This window comes from Escherichia sp. MOD1-EC6842 (assembly GCF_002965705.1).
In the GTDB taxonomy this organism is placed as follows: domain Bacteria; phylum Pseudomonadota; class Gammaproteobacteria; order Enterobacterales; family Enterobacteriaceae; genus Escherichia; species Escherichia ruysiae.
The window spans coordinates 238,360-252,820 of sequence record NZ_PTRF01000005.1 but is presented as its reverse complement, the minus strand read 5'-3'; the positions used below and the strand labels follow the sequence as shown (position 1 = coordinate 252,820).

At 50.9% G+C, this 14,461-nt stretch carries 16 protein-coding genes; 13 read left to right on the top strand and 3 right to left on the bottom strand.

What is annotated here, in order from left to right:
- Positions 1-58 precede the first annotated feature (58 nt).
- The 12 genes from A7Z29_RS08630 to A7Z29_RS08575 all read left to right on the top strand — a co-directional run bounded on the left by A7Z29_RS08630 (position 59) and on the right by A7Z29_RS08575 (position 11,689).
- Complete coding sequence (locus A7Z29_RS08630; protein ID WP_001089295.1) at positions 59-256, top strand: DUF2065 domain-containing protein; 198 nt, start codon at positions 59-61, stop codon at positions 254-256.
- Between the two features lie 103 nt (positions 257-359).
- The gene (purA, locus tag A7Z29_RS08625) at positions 360-1,658 is read left to right on the top strand and encodes an adenylosuccinate synthase (protein WP_000527955.1); all 1,299 of its coding nucleotides are present in this window, start codon (positions 360-362) and stop codon (positions 1,656-1,658) included.
- A gap of 204 nt (positions 1,659-1,862) precedes the next feature.
- Entirely contained in the window at positions 1,863-2,288 is a 426-nt protein-coding gene (gene nsrR, locus A7Z29_RS08620; protein WP_001177639.1) for a nitric oxide-sensing transcriptional repressor NsrR, read from the top strand.
- Between the two features lie 38 nt (positions 2,289-2,326).
- Positions 2,327-4,768, top strand: a complete 2,442-nt coding sequence (gene rnr, locus A7Z29_RS08615; protein WP_000076288.1) for a ribonuclease R — start codon at positions 2,327-2,329, stop codon at positions 4,766-4,768.
- A 295-nt stretch (positions 4,769-5,063) separates the two neighbouring features.
- Positions 5,064-5,795, top strand: a complete 732-nt coding sequence (rlmB, locus tag A7Z29_RS08610; protein WP_001293282.1) for a 23S rRNA (guanosine(2251)-2'-O)-methyltransferase RlmB — start codon at positions 5,064-5,066, stop codon at positions 5,793-5,795.
- A 126-nt stretch (positions 5,796-5,921) separates the two neighbouring features.
- Positions 5,922-6,323, top strand: a complete 402-nt coding sequence (locus tag A7Z29_RS08605; RefSeq protein WP_105290099.1) for a YjfI family protein — start codon at positions 5,922-5,924, stop codon at positions 6,321-6,323.
- An 18-nt stretch (positions 6,324-6,341) separates the two neighbouring features.
- Entirely contained in the window at positions 6,342-7,040 is a 699-nt protein-coding gene (locus A7Z29_RS08600; protein ID WP_105290098.1) for a PspA/IM30 family protein, read from the top strand.
- Between the two features lie 50 nt (positions 7,041-7,090).
- Complete coding sequence (locus A7Z29_RS08595) at positions 7,091-7,750, top strand: YjfK family protein (RefSeq protein ID WP_000012524.1); 660 nt, start codon at positions 7,091-7,093, stop codon at positions 7,748-7,750.
- Between the two features lie 17 nt (positions 7,751-7,767).
- Positions 7,768-8,166: a DUF350 domain-containing protein gene (locus A7Z29_RS08590; protein ID WP_000547757.1), complete on the top strand. Its 399-nt coding sequence runs from the start codon at positions 7,768-7,770 to the stop codon at positions 8,164-8,166.
- A 9-nt stretch (positions 8,167-8,175) separates the two neighbouring features.
- Positions 8,176-8,814: a DUF1190 domain-containing protein gene (locus A7Z29_RS08585; RefSeq protein ID WP_000101662.1), complete on the top strand. Its 639-nt coding sequence runs from the start codon at positions 8,176-8,178 to the stop codon at positions 8,812-8,814.
- Positions 8,815-8,816: 2 nt separating this feature from the next.
- Entirely contained in the window at positions 8,817-9,980 is a 1,164-nt protein-coding gene (locus tag A7Z29_RS08580; protein ID WP_105290097.1) for a glutathionylspermidine synthase family protein, read from the top strand.
- Between the two features lie 83 nt (positions 9,981-10,063).
- Positions 10,064-11,689 carry an isovaleryl-CoA dehydrogenase gene (locus tag A7Z29_RS08575; protein WP_105290096.1) on the top strand — a complete coding sequence of 542 codons (1,626 nt, stop codon included), beginning with the start codon at positions 10,064-10,066 and terminating at the stop codon, positions 11,687-11,689.
- A gap of 104 nt (positions 11,690-11,793) precedes the next feature.
- On the opposite strand, the gene yjfN is transcribed toward A7Z29_RS08575, so the two are convergent.
- Entirely contained in the window at positions 11,794-12,069 is a 276-nt protein-coding gene (gene yjfN, locus A7Z29_RS08570; protein WP_010348195.1) for a DUF1471 family protease activator YjfN, read from the bottom strand.
- A gap of 273 nt (positions 12,070-12,342) precedes the next feature.
- Positions 12,343-12,672 (bottom strand): biofilm peroxide resistance protein BsmA, encoded by a 330-nt coding sequence (bsmA, locus tag A7Z29_RS08565; protein WP_000254628.1) that lies wholly within the window; start codon positions 12,670-12,672, stop codon positions 12,343-12,345.
- A 181-nt stretch (positions 12,673-12,853) separates the two neighbouring features.
- Here bsmA and yjfP point away from each other — a divergent pair, with 181 nt between their 5' ends.
- The gene (yjfP, locus tag A7Z29_RS08560; RefSeq protein ID WP_105290095.1) at positions 12,854-13,603 is read left to right on the top strand and encodes an esterase; all 750 of its coding nucleotides are present in this window, start codon (positions 12,854-12,856) and stop codon (positions 13,601-13,603) included.
- On the opposite strand, the gene ulaR is transcribed toward yjfP, so the two are convergent.
- On the bottom strand, positions 13,600-14,355 hold the full coding sequence (ulaR, locus tag A7Z29_RS08555; protein WP_000133636.1) for an HTH-type transcriptional regulator UlaR: 756 nt from the start codon (positions 14,353-14,355) through the stop codon (positions 13,600-13,602). The two genes, yjfP and ulaR, sit on opposite strands and share 4 nt — an antisense overlap.
- Positions 14,356-14,461 lie beyond the last annotated feature (106 nt).

The window sequence follows — 14,461 nt, the reverse complement described above, 5'->3', positions numbered from 1 at the left end:
ATAAAGCCACCGCATCCTCAGGGATGTCGGTGGTTTTCTTTTTCTATAAGGATAATGAATGAATTCGACAATCTGGCTGGCGCTTGCCCTGGTTTTGGTGCTGGAAGGTTTAGGGCCGATGCTTTACCCGAAGGCATGGAAGAAGATGATCTCTGCGATGACCAATTTGCCCGATAATATTTTACGTCGTTTTGGCGGTGGACTTGTGGTTGCGGGCGTTGTGGTCTACTACATGTTGAGGAAAACGATTGGCTGAACAAAAAACAGACTGATCGAGGTCATTTTTGAGTGCAAAAAGTGCTGTAACTCTGAAAAAGCGATGGTAGAATCCATTTTTAAGCAAACGGTGATTTTGAAAAATGGGTAACAACGTCGTCGTACTGGGCACCCAATGGGGTGACGAAGGTAAAGGTAAGATCGTCGATCTTCTGACTGAACGGGCTAAATATGTTGTACGCTACCAGGGCGGTCACAACGCAGGCCATACTCTCGTAATCAACGGTGAAAAAACCGTTCTCCATCTTATTCCATCAGGTATTCTCCGCGAGAATGTAACCAGCATCATCGGTAACGGTGTTGTGCTGTCTCCGGCTGCGCTGATGAAAGAGATGAAAGAACTGGAAGACCGTGGCATCCCCGTTCGTGAGCGTCTGCTGCTGTCTGAAGCATGTCCGCTAATCCTTGATTATCACGTTGCGCTGGATAACGCGCGTGAGAAAGCGCGTGGCGCGAAAGCGATCGGCACCACCGGTCGTGGTATCGGGCCTGCTTATGAAGATAAAGTGGCACGTCGCGGTCTGCGTGTTGGCGACCTTTTCGACAAAGAAACCTTCGCTGAAAAACTGAAAGAAGTGATGGAATATCACAACTTCCAGTTGGTTAACTACTACAAAGCTGAAGCGGTTGATTACCAGAAAGTTCTGGATGATACGATGGCAGTTGCCGACATCCTGACTTCTATGGTTGTTGACGTTTCTGACCTGCTCGACCAGGCGCGTCAGCGTGGCGATTTCGTCATGTTCGAAGGTGCGCAGGGTACGCTGCTGGATATCGACCACGGTACTTATCCGTACGTAACTTCTTCCAACACCACTGCTGGTGGCGTGGCGACCGGTTCCGGCCTGGGCCCGCGTTATGTTGATTACGTTCTGGGTATCCTCAAAGCTTACTCCACTCGTGTAGGTGCAGGTCCGTTCCCGACCGAACTGTTTGATGAAACTGGCGAGTTCCTCTGCAAGCAGGGTAACGAATTCGGCGCAACTACAGGTCGTCGTCGTCGTACCGGCTGGCTGGATACCGTTGCCGTTCGTCGTGCGGTACAGCTGAACTCTCTGTCTGGCTTCTGCCTGACCAAACTGGACGTTCTGGATGGCCTGAAAGAGGTGAAACTCTGCGTGGCTTACCGTATGCCGGATGGTCGCGAAGTGACTACCACTCCGCTGGCAGCTGACGACTGGAAAGGTGTAGAGCCGATTTACGAAACCATGCCGGGCTGGTCTGAATCCACCTTCGGCGTGAAAGATCGTAGCGGCCTGCCGCAGGCGGCGCTGAACTACATCAAGCGCATTGAAGAGCTGACCGGTGTACCGATCGATATCATCTCTACCGGCCCGGATCGTACTGAAACCATGATTCTGCGCGACCCGTTCGACGCGTAATTCTGGGACGCCCGGCAGATATTTTGCCTGCTGGGCTAACAGTGTGATACATTGCTGTGTCGGGTAAGCCATTACGCTATCCGACACAGTGTTAAATCCTCGCTTTTTTCCTTCCCCAAACTGAAATAAATTAGCGACACAGCTTGTGGCTGGTTTATCATCAATGTAAATGTATTTTTTCCCGATTTCCCTTTTGAGGTTGATGTGCAGTTAACGAGTTTCACTGATTACGGATTACGTGCGCTGATCTACATGGCGTCATTGCCAGAAGGGCGGATGACCAGTATTTCTGAAGTGACTGACGTCTACGGCGTCTCCCGTAATCATATGGTCAAAATAATCAATCAACTTAGTCGTGCCGGCTACGTGACTGCTGTTCGTGGAAAAAATGGCGGCATTCGCCTGGGTAAACCGGCGAGTGCGATACGTATTGGTGATGTGGTGCGCGAGCTGGAACCCTTATCGCTGGTGAATTGCAGCAGTGAGTTTTGCCACATTACACCTGCCTGTCGGTTGAAACAGGCACTTTCTAAGGCCGTGCAAAGTTTTCTTACGGAACTGGATAACTACACGCTTGCCGATTTGGTTGAAGAGAATCAACCGCTTTATAAATTATTGCTGGTGGAGTGACGAAAATCTTCATCAGAGATGACAACGGAGGAACCGAGATGTCACAAGATCCTTTCCAGGAACGCGAAGCTGAAAAATACGCGAATCCCATCCCTAGCCGGGAATTTATCCTCGAACATTTAACCAAACGTGAAAAACCGGCCAGCCGTGATGAGCTGGCTGTAGAACTGCACATTGAAGGCGAAGAGCAGCTTGAAGGCCTGCGTCGCCGCCTGCGCGCGATGGAGCGCGACGGTCAACTGGTCTTCACTCGCCGTCAGTGCTATGCGCTGCCGGAACGCCTCGATCTGGTGAAAGGTACAGTTATTGGTCACCGTGATGGCTACGGCTTTCTGCGGGTTGAAGGACGTAAAGATGATTTGTATCTCTCCAGCGAGCAGATGAAAACCTGCATTCATGGCGATCAGGTGCTGGCGCAGCCGCTGGGCGCTGACCGTAAAGGCCGCCGTGAAGCGCGTATTGTCCGTGTACTGGTGCCAAAAACCAGCCAGATTGTTGGTCGCTACTTTACCGAAGCGGGCGTCGGCTTTGTGGTTCCTGACGACAGCCGTTTGAGCTTCGATATCTTAATCCCGCCAGATCAGATCATGGGCGCGCGGATGGGCTTTGTGGTGGTGGTCGAACTGACCCAACGCCCGACTCGTCGTACCAAAGCGGTGGGTAAAATCGTCGAGGTGCTTGGCGATAATATGGGCACCGGCATGGCGGTTGATATCGCTCTGCGCACCCATGAAATCCCGTACATCTGGCCACAGGCCGTTGAGCAACAGGTTGCCGGACTGAAAGAAGAAGTGCCGGAAGAAGCAAAAGCAGGCCGTGTCGATCTGCGCGATTTACCGCTGGTCACCATTGATGGCGAAGACGCCCGCGACTTTGACGATGCAGTTTACTGCGAGAAAAAACGAGGCGGCGGCTGGCGTTTATGGGTCGCAATTGCCGATGTCAGCTACTATGTGCGTCCGCCAACGCCGCTGGACAGAGAAGCGCGTAACCGTGGTACGTCGGTCTACTTCCCGTCGCAGGTTATCCCGATGCTGCCGGAAGTGCTCTCTAACGGCCTGTGCTCGCTCAACCCGCAGGTAGACCGTCTGTGTATGGTGTGCGAGATGACGATTTCGTCGAAAGGCCGCCTGACTGGCTACAAATTCTACGAAGCGGTGATGAGCTCTCACGCGCGCCTGACCTACACCAAAGTCTGGCATATTCTGCAGGGCGATCAGGATCTGCGCGAGCAGTACGCCCCGCTGGTTAAGCATCTCGAAGAGTTGCATAACCTCTATAAAGTGCTGGATAAAGCCCGTGAAGAACGCGGCGGGATCTCGTTTGAGAGCGAAGAAGCGAAGTTCATTTTCAACGCTGAACGCCGTATTGAACGTATCGAACAGACTCAGCGTAACGACGCGCACAAATTAATTGAAGAGTGTATGATTTTGGCGAATATCTCGGCGGCGCGTTTCGTTGAGAAAGCCAAAGAACCCGCACTGTTCCGTATACACGACAAGCCGAGCACTGAGGCGATTACCTCTTTCCGCTCTGTACTGGCAGAGCTGGGGCTGGAACTGCCGGGCGGTAACAAGCCAGAACCGCGCGACTACGCGGAACTGCTGGAGTCGGTTGCCGATCGTCCTGACGCAGAAATGCTGCAAACCATGCTGCTGCGTTCAATGAAACAGGCGATTTATGATCCGGAAAACCGTGGTCACTTCGGCCTGGCATTGCAGTCCTATGCGCACTTTACTTCGCCGATTCGTCGTTATCCTGACCTGACGCTGCACCGCGCCATTAAGTATCTGCTGGCGAAAGAGCAGGGGCATCAGGGCAACACCACTGAAACTGGCGGCTACCATTATTCGATGGAAGAGATGCTGCAACTGGGTCAGCACTGTTCGATGGCGGAACGTCGTGCCGACGAAGCAACGCGCGATGTGGCTGACTGGCTGAAGTGTGACTTCATGCTCGATCAGGTTGGTAACGTATTTAAAGGTGTAATTTCCAGCGTCACAGGCTTCGGTTTCTTTGTTCGTCTGGATGACTTATTCATCGATGGTCTGGTTCACGTCTCTTCGCTGGACAACGACTACTATCGCTTTGATCAAGTCGGACAACGCCTGATGGGCGAATCCAGCGGCCAGACTTATCGCCTGGGCGACCGCGTGGAAGTTCGCGTCGAAGCGGTTAATATGGACGAGCGCAAAATCGACTTTAGCCTGATCTCCAGCGAACGTGCACCGCGCAACGTCGGTAAAACGGCGCGCGAGAAAGCCAAAAAAGGCGATGCAGGCAAAAAAGGCGGTAAGCGTCGTCAGGTCGGCAAAAAGGTAAACTTTGAGCCAGACAGCGCCTTCCGTGGTGAGAAAAAAGCGAAGCCGAAAGCGGCGAAGAAAGACGCGAAAAAAGCGAAGAAGCCATCGGCTAAAACGCAGAAAATAGCCGCTGCAACCAAAGCGAAGCGTGCGGCGAAGAAAAAAGTGGCAGAGTGATCATTACCCTCTTCAAACAGAAGAGGGTTAGTATTATGACCAACGCAAAAATTCACTCGGACAGTCCCCTCGCCCCTTTGGGGAGAGGGTTAGGGTGAGGGGAACAGGCCAGCACTGGCGCGTATAATTGCCCTCACCTGGGCCCATTCGCCTTCCAGGGGGAGAAAACCGTGCCCACGTTAACGAGTGAACTTGTTTGTCAGCAATCTCGCTCTCTTCAAAAAGAAGAGGGTGAATTATCCGTAGGCCAGATAAGCGTAGCGCATCAGGCAAAACGTAAACAACGAGTACATTAATGAGCGAAATGATTTACGGCATCCACGCAGTGCAGGCCCTGCTGGAGCGCGCCCCTGAACGTTTTCAGGAAGTCTTTATTTTAAAAGGCCGTGAAGATAAACGTCTGTTGCCGCTGATTCACGCCCTTGAGTCCCAGGGCGTGGTTATCCAGCTGGCAAACCGCCAATATCTCGACGAGAAAAGCGACGGTGCCGTGCATCAGGGCATTATCGCCCGCGTGAAGCCAGGACGGCAGTATCAGGAAAACGATCTGCCGGATCTGATCGCTTCGCTCGATCAACCGTTCCTGCTGATCCTCGACGGCGTAACCGATCCGCATAACCTTGGTGCGTGCCTGCGTAGCGCGGATGCCGCTGGCGTTCATGCAGTGATTGTGCCGAAAGATCGCTCCGCTCAACTCAACGCCACGGCGAAAAAAGTGGCCTGTGGTGCGGCAGAAAGCGTTCCGCTGATTCGGGTGACTAACCTGGCGCGCACTATGCGTATGTTGCAGGAAGAGAATATCTGGATCGTCGGTACGGCAGGTGAAGCGGATCATACGCTTTATCAGAGCAAAATGACCGGGCGCCTGGCGCTGGTGATGGGCGCGGAAGGTGAAGGTATGCGTCGCCTGACCCGTGAACATTGCGATGAACTGATTAGTATTCCGATGGCAGGTAGCGTTTCTTCCCTGAACGTTTCGGTTGCGACCGGAATTTGCTTATTTGAAGCTGTTCGCCAGCGTAGCTAATTTCTCTGAATTATAAAAAACCATCCATATTTGGATGGTTTTTTTTTATCTATAGCTGGTAAGATAATTACGCTCTATAAATATTCATTTTATTAATAATTAAATTTAATCTATATGGAATAATATATGACATGGAATCCGTTGGCGCTGGCGATGGCGCTGCAAGCCGTACCTGAACAAAATATTGATATAACAAATAGCGAAAACGCATTAATTATTAAAATGAATGATTATGGCGATTTGCAGATCAATATTCTTTTTACTTCTCGCCAGATGATTATCGAAACCTTTATTTGTCCGGTTTGCTATATCAGCAATCCAGATGAATTTAATACCTTCTTATTAAGAAATCAGAAGATGATGCCGCTGTCATCGGTAGGGATCTCCAGTGTGCAACAGGAAGAGTATTACATCGTTTTCGGGGCGTTATCGCTTAAATCTTCCCTTGACGACATCCTGCTGGAGATAACCACGCTGGTGGATAACGCATTGGATCTGGCTGAAATTACTGAAGAATATTCACACTAATTACAAGGATTCGTATTTATGGGGATTTTAAAAAGTTTATTTACGCTGGGGAAATCATTTATCGCGCAGGCGGAAGAGTCCATTGAAGAAACCCAGGGTGTGCGGATGCTGGAACAACATATTCGCGACGCTAAAGCTGAACTGGATAAAGCCGGGAAATCTCGCGTCGATCTGCTGGCACGAGTGAAATTAAGCAACGACAAACTGAAAGACTTACGTGCACGTAAAGCGGGTCTGGAAGCCCGTGCGCTGGAAGCGTTAAGTAAGAACGTTAATCCATCGTTGATTAATGAAGTTGCTGAAGAAATCGCGCGTCTTGAGAATCTTATTACCGCTGAAGAACAAGTATTGTCGAATCTGGAAGTTTCCCGCGATGGCGTGGAAAAAGCGGTTGCGGCGACGGCACAGCGTATCGCTCAGTTTGAGCAGCAAATGGAAGTTGTTAAGGCCACTGAATCTATGCAACGTGCGCAGCAGGCTGTGACGACATCTACAGTTGGCGCGTCTTCCAGCGTTTCGACAGCGGCAGAATCCTTAAAACGCCTGCAAACGCGTCAGGCCGAACGTCAGGCTCGTCTGGATGCTGCCGCACAGCTGGAGAAAGTCGCAGACGGTCGCGACCTCGATGAAAAGCTGGCGGAAGCCGGAATTGGCGGCACCAATAAAAGCAGTGCCCAGGATGTGCTGGCAAGACTGCAACGCCAACAGGGTGAGTAATTTTTTTGCCAGCCTCACTGCAAGGCTGGCAACTATTTTAAGGATAAAATATGTCTGGTTTTTTCCAGCGCCTGTTTGGCAAGGATGATAAGCCTGCTATTAATCGTGGTCCGCTGGGACTCCACCTCAATAGTGGCTTTACGCTCGACACGTTAGCGTTTCGTTTGCTGGAAGAGGCATTGCTGATCGAGTTACCGGGTGAAGAATATACCGTGGCCGCCGTCAGCCGCATCGATCTGGGGGGTGGTAGCCAGATTTTCCGTTACTACACCTCCGGCGATGAATTTCTACAAATCAACACCACCGGCGGCGAAGATATTGATGACATTGATGATATCAAGCTCTTTGTCTATGAAGAGAGCTACGGTATCAGCAAAGAAAGCCACTGGCGCGAGGCGATCAACGCCAAAGCGATGGGGGCGATAACCTTAAACTGGCAGGAAAAACGCTGGCAGCGATTTTTTAACAGTGAAGAACCGGGAAATATTGAACCCGTTTACATGCTGGAAAAAGTAGAAAATCAAAACCATGCCAAATGGGAAGTGCATAATTTTACCATGGGCTACCAACGGCAGGTGACCGAAGATACCTGTGAATATTTGCTGTTAAATGGTGAGGAATCTTTTAACGACCTCGGTGAACCGGAGTGGTTATTTTCTCGCGCGCTGGGTGTCGATATCCCACTGACATCACTTCATATTATTGGTTAATTACAGGGACGTTTACAATGCATATACTGGATTCACTCCTCGCTTTTAGCGCCTATTTTTTTATCGGCGTAGCTATGGTGATTATCTTTCTTTTTATCTATTCCAAAATTACTCCGCATAATGAATGGCAGTTGATCAAGAATAATAACACTGCGGCGTCGCTGGCGTTCAGCGGCACGTTGTTGGGTTACGTTATTCCATTATCCAGTGCGGCAATCAATGCGGTGAGTATTCCAGATTATTTTGCCTGGGGCGGAATCGCACTGGTAATTCAGTTACTCGTTTTTGCTGGCGTCAGACTTTATATGCCGGCATTAAGCGATAAAATTATTAATCACAACACTGCGGCAGGAATGTTTATGGGAACCGCCGCGCTGGCTGGCGGTATTTTTAACGCAGCTTGTATGACATGGTAATGGACGATCATGGCCAGAAAACGCAAATCAAGAAATAACAGTAAAATTGGTCACGGAGCGATCAGTCGCATTGGTAGACCGAATAATCCTTTTGAACCGCGTCGCAATCGCTACGCACAAAAATACTTAACGTTGGCGCTAATGGGCGGTGCCGCTTTTTTCGTATTGAAAGGTTGTGCCGATAGCGGCGATGTCGATAACGACGGCGACGGAACGTTTTACTCGACTGTGCAGGATTGTATTGATGACGGTAATAATTCAGATATCTGTGCGCATGGCTGGAACAACGCCAAAGCGGCGTTTTATGCCGATGTTCCGAAGAATATGACTCAGCAGAATTGTCAGTCTAAGTATGAAAATTGTTACTACGACAACGTTGAACAGAGTTGGATCCCGGTAATATCTGGATTTTTATTAAGCCGGGTTATTCGTAAAGATCGCGATGAGCAGTTTGTTTATAACAGCGGCGGTTCCTCTTTTGCTTCGCGCCCCGTCTGGCGCAACACTTCCGGTGATTACTCCTGGCGCTCCGGTTCTGGCAAAAAAGAGTCTTACTCCTCGGGCAGCTTTACCACCAGAAAAGCCTCAACGGTTTCGCGCGGCGGCTATGGTCGCTCCTCCAGCGCCCGTGGGCATTGGGGAGGCTAATCATGCTGAGACATAACGTCCCTGTGCGGCAGGATCTTGACCAGATCGCCGCCGACAACGGTTTCGACTTTCATATTATCGATAATGAGATCTATTGGGATGAGAGTCGAGCCTATCGCTTTACTCTGCGCCAGATTGAAGAGCAGATCGAAAAACCAACCGCAGAGTTACATCAGATGTGCCTTGAGGTGGTGGATCGTGCGGTTAAAGATGAACAGATCCTGACGCAACTGGCGATCCCGCCATTGTACAGGGATGTGATTGCTGAAAGCTGGCGGGCGCGCGATCCTTCGCTGTATGGTCGGATGGATTTTGTCTGGTGTGGTAATGCGCCGGTGAAGCTGCTGGAGTACAACGCCGATACGCCAACCTCGTTGTATGAATCGGCTTATTTCCAGTGGCTTTGGTTGGAGGATGCGCGGCGCAGCGGCGTTATTCCACGTGACGCCGATCAGTACAATGCCATTCAGGAACGCCTCATCTCGCGCTTTAGTGAACTTTACAGTCGGGAGCCGTTTTATTTTTGCTGCTGTCAGGACACCGATGAAGACAGGAGTACCGTGCTGTACTTGCAGGACTGCGCCCAGCAGGCAGGGCAGGAGTCGCGGTTTATCTACATTGAAGATCTTGGCCTGGGCGTCGGCGGCGTGCTGACCGATCTTGATGATAACGTCATCCAGCGTGCATTTAAGCTGTATCCGCTGGAGTGGATGATGCGTGACGATAACGGTCCTCTGCTGCGCAAGCGCCGTGAGCAATGGGTGGAGCCGCTATGGAAAAGCATATTGAGCAATAAAGGGTTAATGCCGTTGCTTTGGCGCTTCTTCCCTGGTCATCCTAACCTTCTGGCCTCCTGGTTTGAGGGCGAAAAACCGCAGATTGCCGCTGGCGAAAGTTATGTGCGTAAACCGATCTACTCGCGCGAAGGCGGCAACGTCACCATTTTCAACGGTCAGAATGATGTCGTTGACCATGCTGATGGTGATTACGCCGATGAACCGATGATCTACCAGGCATTTCAACCGCTGCCGCGTTTTGGCGATAGCTACACACTGATTGGTAGCTGGATTGTCGATGATGAAGCGTGCGGAATGGGTATTCGCGAAGATAACACGCTGATCACTAAAGACACTTCGCGTTTTGTTCCGCATTACATTGCGGGTTAAGAATGTTTTAGCAATCTCTTTCTGTCAGGAATCCGTGGCAGTGACCATACTAATGGTGACTGCCATTGATGGAGGGAGACACAGTGCACTGGCAAACTCACACCGTTTTCAATCAACCGATACCATTAAATAACAGCAACTTATACCTGTCTGATGGCGCGCTCTGTGAAGCGGTAACGCGTGAAGGTGCTGGCTGGGATAGCGATTTTCTTGCCAGTATTGGTCAGCAGTTAGGAACGGCTGAATCCCTTGAACTGGGGCGGCTGGCAAATGTGAATCCGCCTGAATTGTTGCGCTATGACGCGCAGGGGCGCCGTCTGGACGATGTGCGTTTTCATCCTGCATGGCACCTGCTGATGCAGGCGCTATGTACTAATCGGGTACACAATCTGGCCTGGGAAGAAGACGCTCGCTCCGGCGCATTTGTGGCGCGGGCGGCGCGTTTCATGTTACATGCGCAGGTTGAGGCTGGGTCGTTATGCCCGATAACGATGACCTTTGCCGCCACGCCATTGTTGTTACAGATGCTACCCGCGCCGTTTCAGGACTGGACCACGCCACTGTTGAGCGATCGCTACGATTCCCACTTATTGCCAGGCGGGCAAAAACGCGGCCTGTTGATTGGCATGGGAATGACGGAAAAGCAGGGCGGCTCTGATGTTATGAGCAATACCACACGGGCAGAGCGTCTGGAAGATGGCTCTTATCGGCTGGTGGGGCATAAATGGTTTTTCTCGGTGCCGCAAAGCGATGCGCATCTGGTGCTGGCGCAGACCACGGGCGGTCTGTCCTGCTTTTTTGTGCCGCGATTTTTGCCTAACGGGCAACGCAATGCGATTCGCCTCGAGCGGCTGAAAGATAAGCTGGGTAATCGCTCTAACGCCAGTTGCGAAGTGGAGTTTCAGGACGCCATTGGCTGGTTGTTGGGGCAGGAAGGAGAAGGTATTCGCCTGATCCTGAAAATGGGCGGGATGACGCGTTTTGATTGCGCCCTGGGTAGCCATGCCATGATGCGCCGTGCATTCTCGCTGGCGATTTATCATGCACATCAACGCCATATTTTTGGTAATCCATTGATCCAACAGCCTCTGATGCGTCATGTCTTAAGTCGTATGGCGCTTCAGCTTGAAGGGCAAACGGCATTGCTGTTTCGTCTGGCGCGGGCGTGGGATCGACGCGCCGATGCCAAAGAAGCCCTGTGGGCGCGCTTATTCACCCCAACGGCGAAGTTTGTGATTTGCAAAAGTGGTATTCCGTTTGTGGCTGAAGCGATGGAAGTGCTGGGCGGAATTGGCTATTGCGAGGAGAGCGAGCTGCCGCGTCTTTATCGGGAGATGCCGGTAAACAGTATTTGGGAAGGTTCTGGCAACATCATGTGTCTGGATGTGCTGCGCGTTCTCAATAAGCAGGCGGGCGTATACGACTTACTGTCGGAAGCGTTTATGGAAGTGAAAGGGCAAGATCGTTATTTTGATCGTGCGGTTCGTCGATTACAGCAGCAACTGCGCAAACCTACTGAAGAGCTTGGGCGAGAGATCACTCATCAGCTATTCCTGCTGGGTTGCGGCGCACAAATGTTGAAATATGCTTCACCGCCAATGGCACAGGCGTGGTGTCAGATAATGTTAGATACGCGCGGTGGCGTGCGGGTGTCAGAGCAGATCCAGAATGATTTATTACTGCGGGCGACGGGAGGCGTGTTTTTGTAAGCGAGTACGCCTGATACGACGCTGGCGCGTCTTATCTTAGGATCTGTAGGCCGGATAAGGCGCAGGCGCCGCATCCGGCATTGTTTATTCGATGTTGATGACATTCATGCATACAGTATCGCCTGTACGCGCCAGTTATCGGGCTGCTGGTCTTCGTACATGGTAATAATGCGATACCATGATGCCCCCTGTTCATCGGCCTTTAACGCCACGATACGTTCCACGTCCTGCGGATCCCCTGAAATATTGTTAACCGAGATCTGACCTATTTCATTCAGGCCCGTCACGCAGTCAGCACTGGCGAATTCTGCAGACTGTGCCGTGGCGCTCGCAGGATAAGTCACTAATTGTAGCGAGGGTGAGGCAAGTAATTGTTTCATCGTCAGCTCCATTTTTCGTTTCCCCACATGATGCAGGGCATTCCATCGCGGTAATAAACGCCCGAGCTTCCAGCCGGTAATTTATTGTGCACAGGTAAACGCATAGGGACGCAAAGCAATGTAAAGCTGGCTATGTAAGTTGTCTGATTTATTTACGGTATATACTCGTCATACTTCAAGTTGCATGTGCTGCACCTGCGTTCACTCACCCCAGTCACTTACTTATGTAAGCTCCTGGGGATTCACTCGCTTGTCGTCTTCCTGCAACTCGAATTATTTAGAGTATAAAATGGCTTGTGAATACCACTGTCCTGTCACGATGGTTTCATCCACCATGACGACAACGTAATAATCAGCTTTTGCAGCGACAGCTTTCGCTCTGATTTCTGCTAATGCGTCATCCGGAGAGCCCCGAACCATCGTGCTTACGCTACCTATTCGCTGCAACCCCTGGGTTTGGTCGCGGCGAATCTCTTGCGGATGATCCGTTACTGGCGGCGCTGGCTGTGGCGTACCTTGCAGTGCGCTACAGGCGCTTAACATCAACACCAATAATAAACTGGCAAACCGGGAAATAACGCTATTACGTTTCCTGCTAACCATAGTGTAGTGCCTTATTAATTTAACTTTGGGGGAATGTTCCCGAATTGTTACCTGGTACGCGATTTTCGAATGAAAACTTAGCGAAAGCGTAATCCACATCTCAACATTATGAACTAATACTGCCAGCAGAAACTTGTGCTAAGGATTTGTTCATGTCATACCAGACCCAAAGGAGAAATAGATGATTGAATTAGAATCGCGCGTGCTGGCAGATATTCCCGTTCTTCACGCTTATCCCACAGGGCAAAAAGAAACACCGTTACCATGCGTGATTTTTTATCACGGTTTTACTTCATCCAGCCTGGTGTATAGCTATTTTGCCGTCGCGTTGGCACAGGCTGGTTTGCGGGTGATTATGCCGGATGCGCCCGATCACGGTAGCCGTTTTAGTGGCGACGCACCGCGACGGTTAAATCAATTCTGGCAAATCTTGCTACAAAGTATGCAGGAATTCACTACCTTACGTGCGGCAATAGCCGAAGAAAAATGGCTGCTTGATGAACGCCTGGCGGTTGGTGGCGCATCGATGGGCGCGATGACGGCGCTGGGGATTGCCGCTCGCCACCCCACGGTGAAATGTACCGCCAGCATGATGGGATCGGGCTATTTCTCATCGCTTGCCCGTTCTCTGTTTCCGCCGCTAATACCCGAAACCGCAGCACAGCAGAATGAATTTAATAACATTATCGCGCCACTGTTGGAGTGGGAAGCAACAAACCACCTGGAACAACTCGGGGACAGGCCGCTCCTGCTGTGGCATGGCCTTGACGACGACGTCGTGCCTGCCGACGAATCACTACGTTTGCAGCAGGCATTAAGAGAAACGGGACGGGATAAACAGTTAACCTGTTCATGGCAGCCAGGCGTGCGCCACCGTATTACACCTGAGGCGTTAGATGCCGCCGTGGCATTTTTCCGCCAGCATCTTTAAACACGCAGAATGCTGACCCCTTGCGCTTCCAGTTGTTGCAGGATTTCCGGGTTAGCATTTTTGCCGGTGATCAGCATATCGATTTGATCGGCACGGCTAAAGAGCATCCCCGCACGTTCGCCAATCTTACTGCTATCGACCAGCACCACCAGTTTCCCTACCACGCTCAGCATCTTCTGCTCTGCCATTGCTGTCAGCATATCGGTTTTATATAACCCTTCTGCGGTCAGCCCTTTGCCACTGGTAAACATCCAGTGCCCGGCATAGAGACTATTTTCGCTGCCCTGTGGACTTAAGGTGATGGACTGACTTTTGTTATATTGCCCGCCCATGATGATCACGCTTTCATGTTCCTGATCGATCAGGTAATTCGCCAGCGGTAGGTAATTAGTGATGATTTGCACCGGCTTGCCACACATTTCCCGTCCGAGCAGGAACGCGGTGGAACCGCAGTTAATGACCACGCTTTCGCCTGGGTTGACCAGTTGTGAGGCCGCTTTGGCGATACGTACCTTTTCATCGTGATTTTGCGCCTGATGCAGATTCATCGGCGTCCAGCGCGGTCGCTGCTGGGTAATCGCTTCTGCGCCATTGCGCACTTTTTTCAGTTTGCCGCTTTCGTCGAGTTTATTGATATCACGCCGCGCGGTAGCAGGGGAAATTCCCAGACGCTCAACGACTTTCTCAACAGTCACAAAGCCCAGTTGTGCGAGCATTTCCAGGAGAATTTGATGTCTTTGTGCTTCAGTCATGAGCTATTCCGATAAAATTTGATTTTTTTAGATGATATTTGAAATAGCCAGAAAATACTACGCCGGATAGCGCGAACATCTTTACGCTATCCGGTATAAGCGACAG